The 18,191-nt window shown below is 71.9% G+C and carries 16 protein-coding genes and 1 riboswitch; of the genes, 13 read left to right on the plus strand and 3 right to left on the minus strand.

All coding sequences use genetic code 11. The annotated features are described in order from the left end of the window. The first annotated feature begins 14 nt into the window (after positions 1 to 14). From ACA511_RS05185 to lysX, 12 genes are all read left to right on the plus strand, one after another. On the plus strand, positions 15 to 1,184 hold the full coding sequence (locus tag ACA511_RS05185) for a sensor histidine kinase (RefSeq protein WP_375022886.1): 1,170 nt from the start codon (positions 15 to 17) through the stop codon (positions 1,182 to 1,184). Between the two features lie 48 nt (positions 1,185 to 1,232). Beyond that, on the plus strand, positions 1,233 to 1,946 hold the full coding sequence (locus ACA511_RS05190; RefSeq protein WP_375022887.1) for a response regulator: 714 nt from the start codon (positions 1,233 to 1,235) through the stop codon (positions 1,944 to 1,946). Positions 1,947 to 2,105: 159 nt separating this feature from the next. After that, positions 2,106 to 2,429, plus strand: a complete 324-nt coding sequence (locus ACA511_RS05195; RefSeq protein WP_375022888.1) for a chaplin family protein — start codon at positions 2,106 to 2,108, stop codon at positions 2,427 to 2,429. Positions 2,430 to 2,701: 272 nt separating this feature from the next. After that, positions 2,702 to 3,475, plus strand: a complete 774-nt coding sequence (locus ACA511_RS05200) for an ABC transporter ATP-binding protein (RefSeq protein WP_375022890.1) — start codon at positions 2,702 to 2,704, stop codon at positions 3,473 to 3,475. Positions 3,476 to 3,534: 59 nt separating this feature from the next. Then, positions 3,535 to 5,970, plus strand: coding sequence for an ABC transporter permease (locus ACA511_RS05205; protein WP_375022891.1), 2,436 nt, complete (start codon positions 3,535 to 3,537; stop codon positions 5,968 to 5,970). A 109-nt stretch (positions 5,971 to 6,079) separates the two neighbouring features. Next, entirely contained in the window at positions 6,080 to 7,045 is a 966-nt protein-coding gene (locus ACA511_RS05210) for a Rossmann-like and DUF2520 domain-containing protein (protein WP_375022892.1), read from the plus strand. A 390-nt stretch (positions 7,046 to 7,435) separates the two neighbouring features. Beyond that, the gene (panC, locus tag ACA511_RS05215; RefSeq protein WP_375022893.1) at positions 7,436 to 8,290 is read left to right on the plus strand and encodes a pantoate--beta-alanine ligase; all 855 of its coding nucleotides are present in this window, start codon (positions 7,436 to 7,438) and stop codon (positions 8,288 to 8,290) included. Beyond that, positions 8,290 to 8,706, plus strand: a complete 417-nt coding sequence (gene panD / locus ACA511_RS05220) for an aspartate 1-decarboxylase (protein WP_375022894.1) — start codon at positions 8,290 to 8,292, stop codon at positions 8,704 to 8,706. Before panC ends, panD begins: the two co-directional genes overlap by 1 nt. An 86-nt stretch (positions 8,707 to 8,792) precedes the next feature. Further along, the gene (locus tag ACA511_RS05225; RefSeq protein ID WP_375022895.1) at positions 8,793 to 10,436 is read left to right on the plus strand and encodes an L-aspartate oxidase; all 1,644 of its coding nucleotides are present in this window, start codon (positions 8,793 to 8,795) and stop codon (positions 10,434 to 10,436) included. Next, positions 10,433 to 11,290, plus strand: a complete 858-nt coding sequence (nadC, locus tag ACA511_RS05230) for a carboxylating nicotinate-nucleotide diphosphorylase (protein ID WP_375022896.1) — start codon at positions 10,433 to 10,435, stop codon at positions 11,288 to 11,290. The genes ACA511_RS05225 and nadC overlap by 4 nt, the downstream gene beginning before the upstream one ends. Before the next feature lie 14 nt (positions 11,291 to 11,304). After that, positions 11,305 to 12,087, plus strand: coding sequence for a type III pantothenate kinase (locus tag ACA511_RS05235; RefSeq protein WP_375022897.1), 783 nt, complete (start codon positions 11,305 to 11,307; stop codon positions 12,085 to 12,087). Positions 12,088 to 12,172: 85 nt separating this feature from the next. Continuing rightward, a complete protein-coding gene (gene lysX / locus ACA511_RS05240; RefSeq protein WP_375024684.1) occupies positions 12,173 to 13,627 on the plus strand; it encodes a bifunctional lysylphosphatidylglycerol synthetase/lysine--tRNA ligase LysX in 1,455 nt (484 codons plus the stop codon). Here the strand turns inward: lysX and ACA511_RS05245 are convergent. Both ACA511_RS05245 and ACA511_RS05250 read right to left on the minus strand, forming a co-directional pair. Beyond that, complete coding sequence (locus tag ACA511_RS05245) at positions 13,614 to 14,843, minus strand: cytochrome P450 (protein WP_375022898.1); 1,230 nt, start codon at positions 14,841 to 14,843, stop codon at positions 13,614 to 13,616. The two genes, lysX and ACA511_RS05245, sit on opposite strands and share 14 nt — an antisense overlap. A 78-nt stretch (positions 14,844 to 14,921) precedes the next feature. Beyond that, positions 14,922 to 15,944 carry a LacI family DNA-binding transcriptional regulator gene (locus ACA511_RS05250; protein WP_375022899.1) on the minus strand — a complete coding sequence of 341 codons (1,023 nt, stop codon included), beginning with the start codon at positions 15,942 to 15,944 and terminating at the stop codon, positions 14,922 to 14,924. Positions 15,945 to 16,430: 486 nt separating this feature from the next. Here ACA511_RS05250 and ACA511_RS05255 point away from each other — a divergent pair, with 486 nt between their 5' ends. Continuing rightward, positions 16,431 to 16,661, plus strand: a complete 231-nt coding sequence (locus ACA511_RS05255) for a LuxR family transcriptional regulator (protein WP_067629094.1) — start codon at positions 16,431 to 16,433, stop codon at positions 16,659 to 16,661. A 295-nt stretch (positions 16,662 to 16,956) separates the two neighbouring features. Here ACA511_RS05255 and ACA511_RS05260 read toward each other — a convergent pair whose 3' ends face one another. Then, complete coding sequence (locus ACA511_RS05260) at positions 16,957 to 17,904, minus strand: C40 family peptidase (RefSeq protein ID WP_375022900.1); 948 nt, start codon at positions 17,902 to 17,904, stop codon at positions 16,957 to 16,959. Positions 17,905 to 17,955: 51 nt separating this feature from the next. Continuing rightward, a riboswitch (cyclic di-AMP (ydaO/yuaA leader) is annotated at positions 17,956 to 18,161 on the minus strand. Positions 18,162 to 18,191: the final 30 nt, after the last annotated feature.

Genomic DNA, 18,191 nt, shown 5'->3' on the forward strand with positions numbered 1-18,191 from the left:
CGTACGCTGTCGGCATGGTGGCGAGCGTGTGGGAGTGGCTGCGGCGCAAGAAGTCGCTGGTCGATGCGTTCTTCGCGGCACCGGTCCTGTTGCTCGCGGTGCCCTCGATGCTGGGCGGGGCCTTCGGGATGGGCGCGCACTGGTACGCGCTGCTGACAGTCGTGCTCGTCGGCCCGCTCGTCCTGCGCCGGACGTTCCCGCGCGCGGTGTTCGCCGTGATCGCGCTGACCTCGTTCGTCCAGTGCCTGGCGGGTGTGGAGCCGGTCCCGGCGAACATCGCCGTCCTCATGGGGCTGTACACGGTCACGGCCTGCCGCTCGTTCCGCTGGGGGCTCGCGGCAATGCTCGTCGCCGAGGTCGGCGCGGCCCTGGTGGCCTGGCGCTACCCGACCGGCACCGATGACCGCAAGTACACGTTCATCATGCTGACGGTGCTGGTGGCGGGCGTGTACGTGCTCGGCCTGCACATGCGCACGCGCCGCGCCTACCTGCGTTCGGTCGAGGAGCGGGCGGAGCGGCTGGAGCGCGAACGCGACAACGAGGTCAAGGTGGCGATGGCCGCCGAGCGGGCGCGTATCGCCCGCGAGTTGCACGATGTCGTGGCGCACAACGTCAGCGTGATCGTGGTGCAGGCGGACGGCGCGTCCTATGCGATCGACACCGATGTGGGACGGGCCAGGCAGGCGCTCGACACGATCTCCTCGACGGGACGGCTGGCGCTGGCGGAGATGCGGCGGCTCCTCGGCGTCCTGCGGGAGGACGACGACGCGGGCGCGTTCGCGCCCCAGCCGGGGGTGGCCGAGATCGACGACCTGGTCGAGCAGGTCCGCGCGTCCGGGCTGGCGGTGGCGTTCGAGGTGGACGGGACGCCGGCGGACATGTCGGAGGGCCGCCAGCTCACCGTCTTCCGGATCGTCCAGGAGGCGCTGACCAACACGCTCAAGCACGGCGGCCCCGAGGTGAACGTGTCGGTCCGGCTGCGGTACGCGGACGACGCGCTGGAGGTCCGGGTGGCGGACGACGGGCGCGGTGCGGCGGCCTTCGACGACGGCCGCGGCCACGGCCTCGCCGGGATGCGGGAACGGGTCTCGGTGTACGGGGGCGACGTCCGCGCGGCCCCCCGTTCCGGCGGGGGGTTCGAGGTGGTCGCGCGCCTCCCGGTCCGCGAGGAGGTCCCGGCGTGATGGAGGTCCCGGCGTGATGGAGCGCGCGGCGATCACGGAGAGGGCGGCATGACGGAGGTCGGGGACGTGGAGTTCGAGGACGCGGCGGAGCCCATCCGGGTGGTGCTCGTGGACGATCAGGAGCTGGTGCGGGCCGGCTTCAAGATGGTGCTGGACGCCCAGCCCGACATCGAGGTCGTCGGCGAGGCGGGCGACGGCGTGCAGGCGGTGGAACTGCTGCGGACCACGCGGGCCGACGTGGTCCTCATGGACGTGCGGATGCCGCGGATGGACGGGATCGAGGCGACGCGCCTGGTGGTGGCGCGGTCGGGCCCGAAGGTCGTCATCCTGACCACGTTCGACCTGGACGAGTACGCGTTCGCGGCGATCAAGGCGGGGGCCGGCGGGTTCATGCTGAAGGACGCCGGGCCGGCGCAGCTCATCGAGGCGATCAAGGCCGTCCACTCGGGGGACGCGGTGGTCGCGCCGAGCACGACCAAGCGCCTGCTGGACAGGTTCGCGGTGCACCTGCCGGACGCGGCGGAGAAGGCGGGCGGCGCGCTGGACAGCCTGACCGACCGGGAGGGCGAGGTGCTGCGGCTCGTCGCGCGCGGCATGTCGAACGCGGAGATCGCGGGCCGGCTCTACGTCTCCGAGGCGACGGTGAAGACGCATATGGGACGGATCCTCATGAAGCTCGGGCTGCGCGACCGGGTGCAGGCGGTCGTGTTCGCCTATGAGACGGGCCTGGTCAAAAGCGGGCAAAGCGGTTACTCTGCGTAACGCTTTGGTTGCTCCCTGATGACCTTTTGCCTTCATCGCGATGGAGGGCGTTGTCCTACCTGAGAGTAGCTGGGTAACTACCGTACGCGACGCCACCTTTGGGGGTGACGTCGGCAATGTCACAACGGGCCTGCTAAGCCCACGTACGGGAGGACTCTCGTGTTCAAGAAGATTGCCGCCACCGGCATCCTCGGCTTCGCCGTCGCCGGCTCCGCCCTCGCCGCGACCCCCGCCTACGCCTCCGCCTACGGCGGCGGCTGGGACCACCACGGCAAGGGCCACCACCACGGCCACCACCACGGCCACCACGGCCACGGCGGCGGAATCGGCTCCAACAACCAGACCGGTGGCAACTTCGGGGTGCTCAACGGCAACCAGGTGATCGTCCCGATCTCCGCCCCGGTCAACGTCTGCGGCAACAACATCCTCACCCTCGGCATCCAGAGTGCGTCCTGCAAGGGCGGCGCGTCCGTCAAGGGCTGATCGACCACGACGGGCACCCCACGCCCGGCGGCGAAGTGCCGGAGGCCGTTCAGGTCTCCGGCACTTCGCGTTCCCGCCCGATACGAGTCAGGGGCGGCGGCCCGGGTCGGTGTGAAGGGGGACGGGCCCGTACGACTCAGGTCGTACGCGGGCGGCGCGGATAGCCGGGAGGGTGACGCGAAGCGTGGCCGCCGGGCCGATGGCAGCGGCGGCGCGGATTCCTAGCGTGGTTCCCGATCATCCAGACCACGCAGGGACCACGAGGAGTCACCGTGACCAGCACGTTCGCCGAACCGCCCGGGGGAGCCCCCGCCGCCGCGGCACCGCCCGCCGTCACCGCGGAGGGCGTGTCGAAGGTCTACGGGTCCGGTGACGCGGCCGTGCACGCGCTGCGCGGGGTCGGCGTCGGGTTCGCCCGGGGCGCGTTCACCGCGATCATGGGGCCGTCCGGGTCCGGGAAGTCGACGCTCATGCACTGCCTGGCGGGCCTCGACACCGTCACCGGCGGGCGCATCATGCTCGGCGACGCCGAGATCACCGCGATGGGCGACCGCCAGTTGACGCTGATGCGCCGCGACCGCGTCGGGTTCGTGTTCCAGGCGTTCAACCTCCTCGCGACGCTCACCGCCGAGCAGAACATCCTGCTGCCCATGGAGCTGGCCGGACGCAAGCCCGACCGCGCCTGGTTCCGGCATGTCGTGGACGTCCTGGGCCTGAGCGACCGCCTCGGGCACCGTCCGTCCGAACTGTCGGGCGGACAGCAGCAGCGGGTGGCGTGCGCGCGCGCCATCGTCGCCCGGCCCGAGGTCATCTTCGCGGACGAGCCGACCGGCAACCTGGACTCGCGCGCAGGCGCGGAGGTCCTCGCGTTCCTGCGCTCGTCCGTCAGGGAGATGGGGCAGACGATCGTGATGGTCACCCACGACCCGGTGGCTGCCTCGTACGCGGACCGGGTGGTGTTCCTACGGGACGGTGAGATCGTCTCCGAGATCCTCCAGCCCTCCCCAGAGGCCGTCCTGGACCGGCTCAAGGCTCTGGGGGCGTGATGCTGAAAACGACCCTGGCGGGCTTGCGCGCCCATAAGTTGCGCCTGCTTCTCACCGCGGTGGCCATCACCCTGGGCGTCGGCTTCATTTCCGGCACGTTCGTCCTGACGGACACGATGGACAAGGGCGTCTCCAAGACATTCGCGAAGTCGGCCGACAAGGTGGATTTCGCGGTTCTGCCCAAGAACGACGACTCGGACGAGGGCATCCCGGCAGAAATCCTGCAGAAAGTCGGCGCGCTCCCCGGCGTGACGGACGTCCAGGGCCTGGTGCAAGGCGACGCCGCCCTCGTCGGCAAGGACGGCAAGGCGGTCGGTGACTTCCCGACCGTCGGCATGTCCGTGCCGTCCGGGCGGCTGCTGCGCTACGACGTCGACAAGGGGCGACCTCCGTCCGGCGGCGGCGAGACCGTCCTCGACACGAAGCTCGCCAAGCGGGAGGGCTACGCCGTCGGCGACACCGTGTCCGTCCTGGGCCCGAAGGACCGCCCGCACGCGTTCAAGGTCGTCGGACTGGTCGACTTCGGCATCGACCAGGAGGCGAGCTTCCGCGGCGCGGTGGGCTTCGACCCGGCGACCGCGATGCTGATGACCGGCGAGAAGACCTACCGCGAACTCGACGTCGCGGGAGGGGACGAGGCCGCCGTCAAGGCCGCCGCCGGCGCCGCCTACAACGTGTACACGGGGGAGGAGCTCGGCGCTCGGCTGGCGCGCGCGGCGGGCGCCGACACCAAGATCATCCGTACCGGGCTGCTCATCTTCGGGCTGGTCGCGCTGCTGGTCTCCGCGCTGGTCATCTACAACACGTTCTCGATCCTGATCGCGCAGCGGATGCGGGAGATGGCGCTGCTGCGCTGCGTCGGCGCGACCCGCAGGCAGGTGTTCGGCGGCGTGCTGGCCGAGTCCGCGGTCGTCGGCCTGGCCGGCTCGCTGCTCGGCCTCCTCGCCGGGGTCGGCCTCGGCGAGGGCGCGCTCGTCGCGGTGAACAGGCTGAACGACAACATCGCGGTCGCCGGGCCGTCCCTCGCGGTCCGGACGATCGTGCTCGGGCTGGCGGTCGGCATCGTCGTGACCGTCCTGTCCGCGCTGCTGCCGGCCCGCGCCGCGACCCGCGTCGCGCCGATCGCCGCGCTGCGCGCCGATCTCGAGCCGGGCACCGGACGGTTCCGGCTCGGCCGGGCGCGCACGGCGATCGCCGTCGTCCTCGGCGCCGCGGGACTCGCCCTCGGGCTGCTCGCCTCGGTCGCCATGGAGAAGGGCGAGAGCGCGATGTTCGCGGTCGCGTTCGCCGGCGGCGTGTTCTTCCTCGCCGTGATCGCGGCGATGCCGGCGCTCGTCCGCCCGCTGGGACGGCTCGCGGGCGCGGTCCCGGCCCGGCTCGGCGGCGTCCCCGGACGGCTCGCGGTCGCGAACGCGCAGCGCGCGCCCCGCCGCACCGCGACGACGACGATCGCGCTGACCGTCGGCGTCGGCCTGATGAGCCTGTTCGCGGTCGTCGCGGCGAGCGGCAAGGCGACGGCGTCGCACAAGCTGGCGGAGCAGTTCCCCGTCCAGTTCCAGATCCGGACGCAGGACTACGACGGGCGCCTCCCGCACGCGCTCGGCGAGGCGCTGCGCCGGCAGCCCGAGGTCGCCGGCGTCGTGGAGGAGCGCCGCCAGGACACCGAGGTCGGCGGCGAGGACGGCGAGATCGCCACGATCACCACGTCGGCGCTCGGCACGATCCTGAAACCGGACATCGAGCAGGGCACGCTGGCCGCCGCGCTCAAGCCCGGAACCGCGATGGTGGACGAGGGCACGGCCAAGGCGCCCGGCCGCGGCGTCGGGCAGACCGTCCAGGTCCGGACGGCCCGCGGCACCGTCCCGGTGAAGATCGCCGCCGTGTACGGGATCGGCGCGGGCCTCGACGGGATCGTCGTCCCGGAGGCGGACTTCACCCGGTACTTCGGCGCCCGCGACCCGATCGGGATCTACGTCAAGACCCGGGACGACGTCCCCGCGTCCCAGGCCCGCGCGGCCGTGGACGAGGCCGCGCGGCCCTACCCGGCCGCGAAGGTCGCGTCGTCCGCCGAGTTCGAGGAGACGCTGGGCAAGGCGATCGACATGGTGCTGATGATCTTCGGGGGGCTGCTCGGGCTGGCGATCGTCATCGCGCTGTTCGGCATCGCGAACACGCTGACCCTCTCGGTCGTGGAGCGGACCCGCGAGTCGGCGCTGCTGCGCGCCCTCGGCCTCACCAGGCGCCAGCTCCGCCGGATGCTGTCGATCGAGGCCCTGGTCATGGCCGTGATCGGCGCGTTCACCGGGGTCGTGCTCGGCATCGGCTTCGGCTGGGCAGCGACGAACGCGATGGCGGCCGACTCGGTCTTCGCGCTGCCCTATCTGCAGGTGGTCGCGTTCGTCGTCCTCGCGGGCGCGGCCGGAACGCTCGCCGCCGTGATGCCCGCGCGGCGCGCCGCGAAGACGTCCATCGTGGAGTCCCTCGCGCATGACTGAATGGGAGGCCGGGGTGGCGCTCGTCACCCACCGGACCACGTGACCGGGTCCCATGGGTACTCTGGTGCGCGCCCGTCCGGTACCTACCTGTGAGGACTGGAACGAACCGATGGACCCCAACGTCACGCCCTCCTCCGGCACGCCTGGAAACGGGCCGCCCTCCGGGGGGACGCCTCCCCGGAAGAACGAGCCGGAGACCCCGGAGGACAGGCCCGCGCGGCTCGCGGTCGGCGTCGTCGGCGCCGGCCGCGTCGGCACGGCGCTCGGCGCCGCGCTGGCCCGCGCGGGCCACCGCGTGGTCGCCGCGACCGCCGTGTCCGACCGGTCGCGGACGCGCGTCGAGGAACGCCTCCCCGGCGCGGACGTCGCGGCGCCGCAGGACGTGGTGGCGCGCGCCGACCTGGTGCTGCTGACCGTCCCGGACGACGAGCTGCCCGAACTCGCGGCCGGCCTGGTCTCCGCGGGCGTCTCCGTCGCCGGCAAACTGATCACGCACACCAGCGGACGCTACGGCACCGCCGTCCTGGACCCGCTCACCCGCGCGGGCGCCCTGCCGCTGGCCCTGCACCCGGTGATGACGTTCACCGGACGCGCGGACGACGTGAACCGGCTCACCGGGATCTCGTTCGGCGTCACCTCGCCCGAGCCGCTGCGCCCGGTCGCCGAGGCGCTCGTCCTGGAGATGGGCGGCGAACCCGTCTGGATCGCCGAGGACGCGCGGCCGCTCTACCACGCGGCCCTCGCCGGCGGCGCGAACCACCTGGTCACCCTGGTCGTCGAGTCGATGGACCTGCTGAGCCGCGCGGGCGTGGCCGAACCCGGCCGGATGCTCGGCCCGCTCCTCGGCGCCGCCCTGGACAACGGCCTCCGCCTCGGCCTCGACGGGCTGACCGGCCCGGTCGCCCGCGGCGACGCCGGCACGGTCTCCGACCACGTGGCCGAACTGGCCAAGGTCTCCCCGGAGAGCCGCCGCGCCTACATCGCCCTGGCCCGCCTCACCGCCGACCGCGCGCTCGGCGCGGGGCTGCTCAAACCCGAAGACGCCGAACGCCTCCTGGAAGCTCTGGCCGATTGACCCCCACAAGCACGCACACCCCCCATGGCGGCCGACCCGCAAGCGCGGTGCCGAACGCTTTTCCAGACGCGGGCAGTGGACGGCCGTGTACGCACGAAGCTTCGGCATTCGCCCTGCCCGCCCAGCCGCCGGGCGGCTCCAGACGCGGCCCAGGTGCGGCCGTGTCCGTACGACGGTTCGGCGTCGCCCTGCCCGCCCAGGCGTTGGGCGGCTGCCGGGCGATGGGCGAGAGGCTTGGCCGCGGTGGCGGGCGGACGGCGGGGGAGCGATCGGGAAGCCGGAGCTCCGCGGCCGGCGTTCAGGAGGCGGACGGCCGGATGCCGTCCGGCCGGGTGGCCGGCGAGCGGGAGGCCGCTCGCCGGGGCGGAGACGGATGATGTGGGAGGTTTCTTGAAACCCGTCATTGTGCGGACGCGGAACGAACTCGCGGCCGCACGTGCCCGTGTCGAGGGCACGCTGGCGTTCGTCCCGACCATGGGCGCTCTGCACGAGGGGCACCTGTCGCTGATGCGCCAGGCGCGCCGCAGCGCCGACTCGGTCGCCGTGAGCATCTTCGTCAACCCGCTCCAGTTCGGGCCCGGCGAGGACTTCGACCGCTACCCGCGGACGTTCGACGCCGATGCGGAGGCGTGCGCCGGTGCGGGCGTCGACCTGATCTTCGCGCCGACCCGCGACGTCATGTATCCGGAAGAGCCGCAGGTCACGCTCAAGTCGGGCCCGATGGGCGAGGTCGTCGAGGGGGCGGCCCGGCCCGGCCACTTCGACGGGATGCTCACCGTCGTGCTGAAGCTGCTGAACCTCGTCCGCCCCGACGTGGCGATCTTCGGGGAGAAGGACGCGCAGCAGCTCGCGATGATCCGCCGGATGGTCGCCGACCTGAACGTGCCGGTGCGCGTGGTGGGCGGCCCGACCGTGCGCGAGCCGGACGGCCTGGCCCTCTCCAGCCGCAACCGCTACCTGTCGCAGGCCGGGCGGGGCACGGCCCTCGCCCTGTCGCGCGCCCTCCAGGCCGGCGCGGAAGCCGCGGAGGACGGGGCGGACGCGGTGATCGCCGCCGCGAGCGCCGTCCTCGGCAAGGCCGCGGCCGCCGACCCGCCCCTCGTCCTCGACTACCTCGTCCTCGTCGACCAGGCGACGTTCGCCCCGGTCGCCTCCGCCGGCCCGGCCGTCCTCGCCGTCGCGGGCCGCGTGGGCTCCACCCACCTCATCGACAACGTTCACCTCCAGCTCGGCAAGGAGCACTGATGATCCGGACGATGTTCAAGTCCAAGATCCACCGCGCCACGGTGACCCAGGCGGACCTGCACTACGTCGGCTCGCTCACCATCGACCAGGACCTGATGGACGCCGCCGACCTGCTCCCCGGCGAGCAGGTCTCGATCGTGGACATCGACAACGGCGCCCGCCTGGAGACCTACCTGATCGCGGGCGAGCGCGGCTCGGGCGTCATCGGCATCAACGGCGCCGCGGCCCGCCTCGTGCAGCCCGGCGACCTGGTGATCATCATCAGCTACGCCCAGCTCGCCGACGCCGAGGCCCGCGAGTTCGTGCCCACCGTCGTGCACGTCGACCGCACCAACAAGATCATCTCGCTGGGCTCCGACCCGGCCGAGCCCGTTCCCGGCACCAAGACCGCCCGAGGCGACCTGGTCCACGACTGACCCCGCGCGGGGAACGCGGGGGGCGGGCGTCCGGGTTCTCCGGGGTTAGGGTCATAATGACGAGAACCGATCCCGGAGGAGGGCTCGTGATCCCTTCCGTTCTCCACGCCCCCGCGCCCGGCTGGACCACCGAGGCCGACGTCGTCGTCATCGGCTCCGGCATCGCCGGCCTGGTCGCCGCGCTGCGCTGCCGTCCGCACGGGCGGGTGCTGCTCGTCACCAAGGCCCTCCTGGACGCCGGCTCGACCCGCTGGGCGCAGGGCGGGATCGCCGCCGCGCTCGCGCCGGACGACACCCCCGAGGAGCACCTCGCCGACACCCTCACCGCCGGGGTCGGGCTGTGCGACGAGGCCGCCGTCCAGGCGCTCGTCACCGAAGGGCCGGACGCCGTCCACGGGCTCATCGGGCTCGGCACGGTCTTCGACCGCGCCGGCGACGGCGGCATCGCGCTGACCCGCGAGGGCGGCCACCACCGGCGCCGCATCGCGCACGCGGGCGGGGACGCGACCGGCGCCGAGATCAGCCGCGCCCTCCGCGCCGAGCTCAAGGAGTCCGGCGTCGAGGTGATCGAGCACGCGCTGGTCCTCGACCTGCTGAAGGACGCCGCCGGACGCGCCGCCGGGATCACCCTCCACGTCATGGGCGAGGGCCAGCCGGGCGGAGTCGGCGCCGTCCGCGCCCGCGCCGTCGTGCTCGCGACCGGCGGGCTCGGCCAGGTGTTCTCCGCCACGACCAACCCCGAGGTCTCGACCGGCGACGGCGTGGCGCTCGCACTGCGCGCCGGGGCCGAGGTCACCGACCTGGAGTTCGTCCAGTTCCACCCGACCGTGCTGTGGCTCGGCGAGGGCGCGACCGGGCAGCAGCCGCTGATCTCCGAGGCCGTCCGCGGCGAGGGCGCCCACCTGATCGACCTCGCCGGCGAACGCTTCATGGTCGGACGGCACGAACTCGCCGAACTCGCCCCGCGCGACGTCGTCGCCAAAGGGATCATGAACCGGATGCGCGAGACCGGCGCGGCCTGCATGCTCCTGGACGGCCGCCACCTCGGCGCCGCGATGTGGGAGAACCGCTTCCCGACCATCCTGGCCGCGTGCAGGCACCACCGCATCGACCCGGTGACCGAGCCCATCCCGGTCGTCCCCGCCGCGCACTACGCCAGCGGCGGCGTCCGCACGGACCTGCACGGCCGCACGTCCGTCCCCGGCCTCTACGCCTGCGGCGAGGTCGCCTGCACGGGCGTGCACGGCGCGAACCGCCTGGCCTCCAACTCCCTCCTGGAGGGGCTCGTCTTCGCCGCCCGGATCGCCACCGCCCTCCACGACGACCTGCCGCCCGCCTCCCCGAGCACGCCCGTCCCCCCCGCGGCGGCGGCGGGTGGACGCACGGCGCTGGTCGGAGCGGCGGCGCGCGGGGAGATCCAGCGGATCATGTCGTCCTATGCGGGGGTGCTGCGGGGTGCGGACGGGCTGGAACGGGCGGTGCGGGCGTTGGCGGGGCTCGGTGAACGGGGCGCGGAGCCGGGGGTGGAGGCTTGGGAGGTCACCAACCTCTACACCGTCGCGTCCGCGATCGTGGCGGCGGCGCGGCGGCGGGAGGAGACGCGCGGAAGCCACTGGCGCGAGGACTTCCCCGACCGGGCGGACGGCGCGTGGCGCGGTCACCTGGTGACGCGGCTGGCGGGGAACGCCCTGACGACCACGTACGAACCTCTGGAGGAAAAGCGCTCATGACACCGGAACTCTCGCAGCGGCTGAGCGCCGCCGGGCTGGATCCGCGAACTGTGGAAAACCTCGTCCGGACGGCGCTGGCCGAGGACGGCGAGGTCGACGTCACCAGCATGCCGATCTTCGCGCCGGAGGACGCCGCGGCGGGGGACCTGCGGGCGCGGGACGAGGGCGTCGTCGCCGGCATCCCGGTGGCCTGCGTCGTGTTCGAGCTGCTGGACGTCGCCTACGAGGCGAAGGCGGAGGACGGCGACCGTGTCGTCCCGGGCCAGGTCCTCATCTCGGTCAGCGGGCAGACCAGGGCCGTGCTCCGGGCCGAGCGGACGGCCTTGAACCTGCTCACCCACCTGTCCGGAATCGCGACGGCGACGCGGCGCTGGGCCGACGCCCTGGACGGCACCAAGGCCAGAGTGCGGGACACCCGCAAGACCCTCGCCGGGCTGCGCGCCGTCCAGAAGTACGCCGTGCACTGCGGCGGCGGGGTCAACCACAGGATGGGCCTGCACGACGCAGCGCTCATCAAGGACAACCACATCGCGGCGGCCGGCAGCATCACCAAGGCGTACGAGGCGATCCGCGCCGTTTACCCGTCCCTGCACGTCCAGGTGGAGTGCGACACCCTCGCGCAGGTCGAGGAGGCGCTCGCGGTGGGCGCGACGAGCATCCTGCTCGATAACATGACCGACGCCGAGACGGCCGAGGCGGTACGCCTTGTCGCGGGGCGGGCGGAGATCGAGGCCAGCGGTGGCCTTACCCTGGACCGGGCCCGAGACGTCGCCGTGACCGGGGTGGACTACCTTGCCGTCGGCGCGCTGACGCATTCGGCGCACGTGTTCGACATCGGCCTTGACTTCACCTGACCAGCGGGGACCTGATGCTGCTCACCATCGACGTCGGTAACACCCAGACCGTCCTCGGCCTGTTCGAGGGCGACGAGGTGATCGAGCACTGGAGGATCAACACCGATCCGCGGCGCACCGCCGACGAGATCGCGGTGGTCCTCCAGGGCCTCGTCCAGCAGAGCCCCCTGCTGGCGGAGACCGACATCAGCGGCATCGCGCTGTGCTCCACGGTTCCGTCCGTCCTGCACGAGATGCGGGAGATGTGCCGCCGCTACTACGGCGACGTGTCCGCGGTGATCGTGGAGCCGGGCGTCAAGACGGGCGTGCCGGTCCGCATGGACAACCCCAAGGAGGTCGGCGCCGACCGCATCGTGAACGCGCTCGCCGCCGTCCACACCCACGGCGGGCCCGCGATCGTGGTCGACTTCGGCACCGCGACGACGTTCGACGCCGTGTCCGCCAAGGGCGAGTACGTGGGCGGCGCGATCGCCCCCGGCATCGAGATCTCGATAGACGCGCTGTCGTCGCGCGGCGCGCAGCTGCACAAGATCGAGCTGGTCCGGCCGCGCAACGTGATCGCGAAGAACACCGTCGAGGCGCTCCAGTCGGGGATCATCTTCGGTTTCGCCGGGCAGGTGGACGGCATCGTCGAGCGCATGTCGGACGAGCTCGCCGCAGAGCCCGAGGAGGTCACGGTCATCGCCACCGGCGGCCTCGCCCCGCTCGTCCTGGAGGAGTCCCGCAGCATCGACGTGTTCGAGCCGTGGCTGACCCTCATCGGCCTCCGCCTCATCTACGAGCGCAACACCCCGTAGCCTCGGAAGTCGTTCGCGGGGCACGCGGCGGGGTCGATAGCCTTGAGCGGTGAGTGACGAGACCTTCGACGAGCTCCCGGAGCAGATGCGCGTGCGCCGGGAGAAGCTCGACCGGCTCCGCGAGAGCGGAATCGACCCCTACCCGGTGACCTTCCCGCGCACGGCGACGACCGCCGAGATCCGCGAGAAACACCCCGGCCTGGAGCCGGGCACCGAGACGGGCGAGAAGGTCGGCGTCACCGGTCGCGTCATGCTGGTCCGCAACACCGGCAAGCTGTGCTTCGCCACCATCCGGGACGCGGGCGGCGACCTCCAGGTGATGCTGTCGCTCGCCAAGGTGGGGCAGGAGCAGCTCGACTTCTGGAAGCGCGAGGTCGACCTCGGCGACCACATCGGCGTCGAGGGCGAGGTCATCACGTCCCGCCGCGGTGAGCTGTCCGTCATGGCCGACCGGTTCGCCATCACGTCCAAGTGCCTGCGTCCCCTGCCGGACAAGCACGCGGGCCTGACCGACCCGGAGGCCCGGGTCCGACAGCGGTACGTCGACCTCATCGTCAACGACGAGGCGCGGAAGATGGCCCGGATCCGTAGCGCGACCGTGCGTGCCGTACGGGACTTCTGGCATGAGGAGGGCTATCTCGAAGTCGAGACGCCCATGCTGCAGCCCATCCACGGCGGTGCGGCGGCACGTCCGTTCCAGACGCACATCAACGCCTACGACATGGACCTCTACCTGCGCATCGCGATCGAGCTGTACCTGAAGCGGCTCGTCGTCGGCGGCATCGAGAAGGTCTTCGAGATCAACCGGAACTTCCGGAACGAGGGCGCGGACTCCACGCACAACCCCGAGTTCACGATGCTGGAGGCCTACGGGACGTATCTCGACTACAACGACATGGCCGACCTGACCCAGCGGATGTACCAGAAGGCCGTCGTCGCCGCCCTGGGCACCACGGTGGTCGTCCATGACGGAGTGGAGATCGACCTCGGGTCGGCCCAGTGGCCGCGCATCACGCTGTACGGGTCGGTCTCGGAGGCGCTCGGCGAGGAGGTCACGCCGCACACGCCGATCGAGGACGTCCGCAAGCTCGCCGACGCCCGCGACATCTCGTGGGACCCCAAGTGGGGGCAGGGCAAGCTCGTCCAGGAGCTCTTCGAGGAGCTGATCGAGCACACCCTCGTCCAGCCCACGTTCGTCATGGACTACCCGGTCGAGACGTCCCCGCTGACCCGCCAGCACCGCGAGGAGCCCCTCCTCACCGAGAAGTGGGACCTCATCGGATTCGGCACGGAACTGGGCACCGCCTACTCCGAGCTGGTCGACCCCGTCGAGCAGCGCCGCCGGCTCACCGAGCAGTCGCTGCTCGCGGCGGGCGGCGACCCGGAGGCCATGCAGCTGGACGAGGACTTCCTGCGCGCCCTGGAGTACGCGATGCCGCCCACGGGCGGGATGGGCGCCGGCATCGACCGGATGATCATGGCGTTCACCGGCAAGGGCATCCGGGAGACGATCCTGTTCCCGCTGGTCAAGCCCGAATAGTGACCGGAAGGTCGCGCAGGCCCCGCAGGACGAGGTTGTCCCGGTAGACGAGGTCGGCGCCCCCGCTGAGGGCCACGTCGCGTTCGAAGAGCTTCTTCAGCGCGACCTGGCCCTCCAGCCGGGCCAGGGGCGCGCCCAGGCAGAAGTGGATGCCGTGCCCGAACGACAGGTGCCGTGGCGTTTCCCGTCCTTCGGAGTAGCGCGTCAGGTCGAGCCGGTCGGGATCGTCGAAAACGGCCGGGTCTCTGTTGGCGGCACCGGTCAGCAGTAGGACGAGCCTTCCGCGTTCGACGAACACGCCGTCCAGGTCGACGTCCTCTAGGGCGGCCCTGAGGGTGAGCTGGACGGGCGGGTCGTAACGGAGGAGTTCCTCCACGGCCGCTTGGACGTTCCCAGGCCGCCTCCGAAACAGCTCCAGTTGCGCGGGATCGCGGAGCAGCGCCAGCGCGCCGTTCCCGATGAGGTTCACGGTCGTCTCATGGCCCGCGACGAGCAGCAGGACGCACGTCGCGAGCAGTTCCTCCTCCGAGAGGACGTCGCCGCCGTCTGAGACGCTCACGAGAGCGCTCAGAAGGTCCTCTCGGGGCCGAACGCGCCGTTCAGTGGACAGTTCCTGGAAATACGCCGCGAACTCCTCACGGGCCGTCTCACGCGAGGCGATCTCGGACTCGGGCAGGAGGAAGTCGGGGTCGAGGCCGCGCGCGAGGCTGTCGGACCAGCCCTTGAACAGGTCGCGGTCCTTCGCGGGGACGCCGAGCATCTCGCTGATCACGATGACGGGGAGCGGGTACGCCAGCGCGGCGATCAGGTCGACCTCGCCGGACACGCCGTCCAGCAGCTCGTCGACCAGCGCCTCCACGCGGGGCCGCAGCCGTTCGACGAGCCTCGGGGTGAACGCCTTGCTCACCAGCCGCCGGAGCCGGGTGTGGTCGGGCGGGTCCAGCGTCAGGAACGACCGGTTCCGGGTTCGGGACTCGCGCCACAGCCCGCCGCCCTCGGGACGGTGCCCGAACCGGGGATCGCGCAGCACCCGCTCGCACAGGCCATAGGACGTGGTCACACGGAGGCCGACGTCCGTCTGGTGGAGGCGGCCCTTGCCGGACGCGAGGCGGCGGTAGTGCGCGTAAGGGTCGGTCCGGAAGGCCGGGTCACCCGGGTCGAACCCGAGGACCGCCGCAGCGCCGGCCTCCACGGCCTGCCCCGTCCTGTCCTCCATGCCCCACAGTCACCCGGAAATAAGACGAAATGTCAACAGGCGGTGGAGGGGCGGCCGCCCGGCCGGTCCCGGCGGGCGTCAAGCGCTTTCGCGGACGACCAGTTCGGGGCGCTGGACGACCTGGCGGTGCTGGTGGGACTTGCCCTCGCTCATCTCGGCCAGCGCCAGTTCGGCCGCCTCCCAGCCCAGCTCGCGGCGCGGCTGCCGGACCGTGGTGAGCGGGACCGCGGCGCTCGCGGCCAGCTCGATGTCGTCGTAGCCGATGACGGCGATGTCGTCCGGGACGCGGACGCCGAGCCGGGTCAGCTCGTTGATCAAGCCGATGGCCAGCAGGTCGTTGGCGCAGAACACGCCGTCCGGCCGCGGCGAGACGGCCAGGACCTCGTGGGCGGCGGCCTGGCCCTCGGTGGGGCTCAGGGCGTCCTGGACCAGCGTGCGGGGCTCGCGGAGACCCGCCTCGACGATCGTCCGGGCCGCGCCGTCGCGGCGGTCCACGCACGGCAGCGGTTCGGGGACGCCGGTCACGAAGACGATCCGCTCGCGGCCGATGCCGAGCAGGTACGCGGCGGCGATCTCCCCGCCCGCGACATGGTCGACCCGCGCCGAGCACGCCTCGGACGCGTCGCGGTCGATCACCACCACGCTCATCCCGGCCGCGCGCAGCCGGGACAGGTCGCCCGGATTCCCGCCGACCGGGATGATCAGTACGCCGGCGGCGCGCTGCTCCTCCAGGAGTTCCAGCGAGCGGCGCTCCTTGGCCGGCGACTGGTCGCTGGAGAGCCAGAGGGCGTCGTGGCCCGCCGCGTTGAGCGCCGCCTCGGCGCCGCGCGCGACATCGGACGCGTACGGGTTGGCGAGGTCCTCGACGACGATGCCGAACGCCCGGCGCGGCTGATCGCCGAACTCGCCCGCGGTGCGCTCGGGGCCCCGGCGGAGCCGGCGGGCGGTCTCGTTCCGGACGAATCCGAGCTCCTCGATCGCCGCGCGGACGCGGTCACGGGTAGCTTCGGCCACGAGATCTGGCCGGTTTAGGACATTCGAAACGGTCCCAACTGAGACTCCAGCACGTCTCGCGACCTCACGAATACTGGTCTGTGGCAACTCGCTCCTCGTCCCGTCCCAGGAGTGTTTCCCCAGGTAGTGGAGTTATGGGCGGCATGCCGCCGATATAGCGGCCACGTACCGTCGTCAAACGGTCGCATACCGCGTTCGGACAGCGCTTGACGGGCCGGATCCGGCCGCCTAGCGTTCCGAGCCGAAGCGTAGCTTGAAACGATTCACGATCTTGGTCCACGGCCAGAACCGGCGAGTCCGACGAGAGGGGACGGGTGGATGGCTGGCGGTCTCATCCCGGCTCCCTCGGACGGCCAACGAGTGAATCGTCACCCGGAGTTCCCCCGAACGACCCCGCAATCGGCCAGGCGGCCACCTCCGGCCAAGCACGTGAGACGGCAAAGGAACCCGATGATCTAAGTCCGGAAGGCTCCGGACCCGGCAACCCAACGCGCGTACAGAGGCCCAAACCCCGTGCCTGTGCAGCGGACGGCTGCATCCCCGCGGTCATCACCACGGACGAGGGAGGACGGAGTGGAAACAGCCACACTCGCACGTCGTGGCACCGACGATTTCGGGCTGAACGAGGAGGAGATCCGGCTGCTCGCCCAGATCGCGAGCGGTGTCACCGCCGATGTGGCGGCACGCAAGCTGGAGTTGAGCGCACGGACCTTGCGGCGCCGGCTGCGGACGATCTGCGACCGGCTGGAGGTCAACACCCCTATCGAGGCCGTGGTGTGGGCGGCCCGGAGGCAGCTCATCTAACCGGCTTCACCCCCGACGCTCGCCAGGGGACGGGCGAGCGTCACCGAGAGATCAGCGTCGTCGAGAGACCCAGGCGGCGAACGCACCCGAATTCCGTCCGACCCCGCAGCGGCGGCGCCGGCGCTCTGACAGGTAGGTCCCTGCAGGAGGCGTCGCCGCGGACGGCGTTCGAGTTCCACGCCGACGGATCTCGTCAGCATGCTTCGCGGCGGACCGGGGAACCAGCGGTCAGGCGACTCTGACGGTCAGGAGCCCCACCGGCCAAGCGATTCGGACGGTCAGGCGATTCGGCCGGTCAGGCGACTCGGACGCCGCCGGCGAAGGGACGTCCGCCCATCGGGGCGATCTTCACGACGTCGCCGGTGTGCGGCGCGTGCAGCATCTTGCCGTCGCCGACGTACATCCCCATGTGGTGGAGGTCGGCGTAGAAGAACACGAGGTCGCCCGGCTGGAGTTGGCTGCGCGACACGTGCGTGCCCGCGTTCCACTGGCTGCCGGTGTAGTGCGGCAGGTTGATGCCGACCTGCTTGTAGGCCCACATCGTCAGGCCGGAGCAGTCGAAGGTGGTCGGGCCCGCGGCGCCCCAGACGTAGGGGCGTCCGATCTTGCCCATGGCGAGGCGCAGCGCCTGCGCGGCCTTGCCGGTGCCGATGACGGGGAGCTTGGCGAGCTGGGTGGGGTCCCGCTTGACGAGCGTGCCGCGGACCTTCTCGTAGGTCTCGGTGACCTTCTTGCGCTGCGAGTCGAGCTGGGCCCGCAGGTCCTTGACCTGCTTGGCGCGCCCTTCGGCGGACTTGCGGGCGCGCTGGGCGGCCTGCATGGCCTGCATGAGCCCGAGGACCTTGGTGCTGTCCTGCTTGGCGAAGTAGTTGAGCGTCGCGGCCTGGTCGAGGACGGCCTGCGGGTCCTGGGAGGCGACGAACGAGACCGCGGGGTCGGAGCCGCCCTGCATGTAGCTGGTCGCGGCGAGGGCGCCGACCTTCTGGCGGAGCGTCCGGAGCGTCTTCTCCTGCCGCTCGGCGTTCTCGGCGGCGACCTCGGCGGCCCGCCGGGACTGCGCGAGCTTCACCTTCAGGCCGTTGTACTGCTCGGTGAGCTGCTCGAGCTGGTCGGCGAGCTTGAAGGCCTGGGACCGGAGCTCCTTGGTGGAGGGCTCGGGGTCGGCGTGCGCGACGGCGATGGTGCGCGGGGCGACGACGTGCGGTGCCGCCGTCAGGGCGACGAGCGCGCCGGCCACGGTCACCGCGCGGCCGCGGAAGCGTGAAAGGGAAGCAGGCCGCGATGGCTCCACGAATTCTCCTCTCCAGGTCCGCCTACCGGGTTAGCTGACGGGTTCGGGCCGGAGCAGCCCGTCCGCGAGCATGTGCGGGTCGGCCCGCGACACTGCGGATTCACCCCTCACGGATTCGGCCCGGGAGGACGATCCCCCGGCCGCTCCGAAAGTGGGTCCCCGGCTCCAGGGGCGCTGGTTGCGGCCCGCGGACTCGGCGGTTCGGCCTCCGTTCTACGGGCGGCCGACGTCAGCGATGG

This window comes from Actinomadura sp. GTD37 (genome assembly GCF_041951365.1).
Taxonomy (GTDB): Bacteria; Actinomycetota; Actinomycetes; order Streptosporangiales; family Streptosporangiaceae; genus Spirillospora.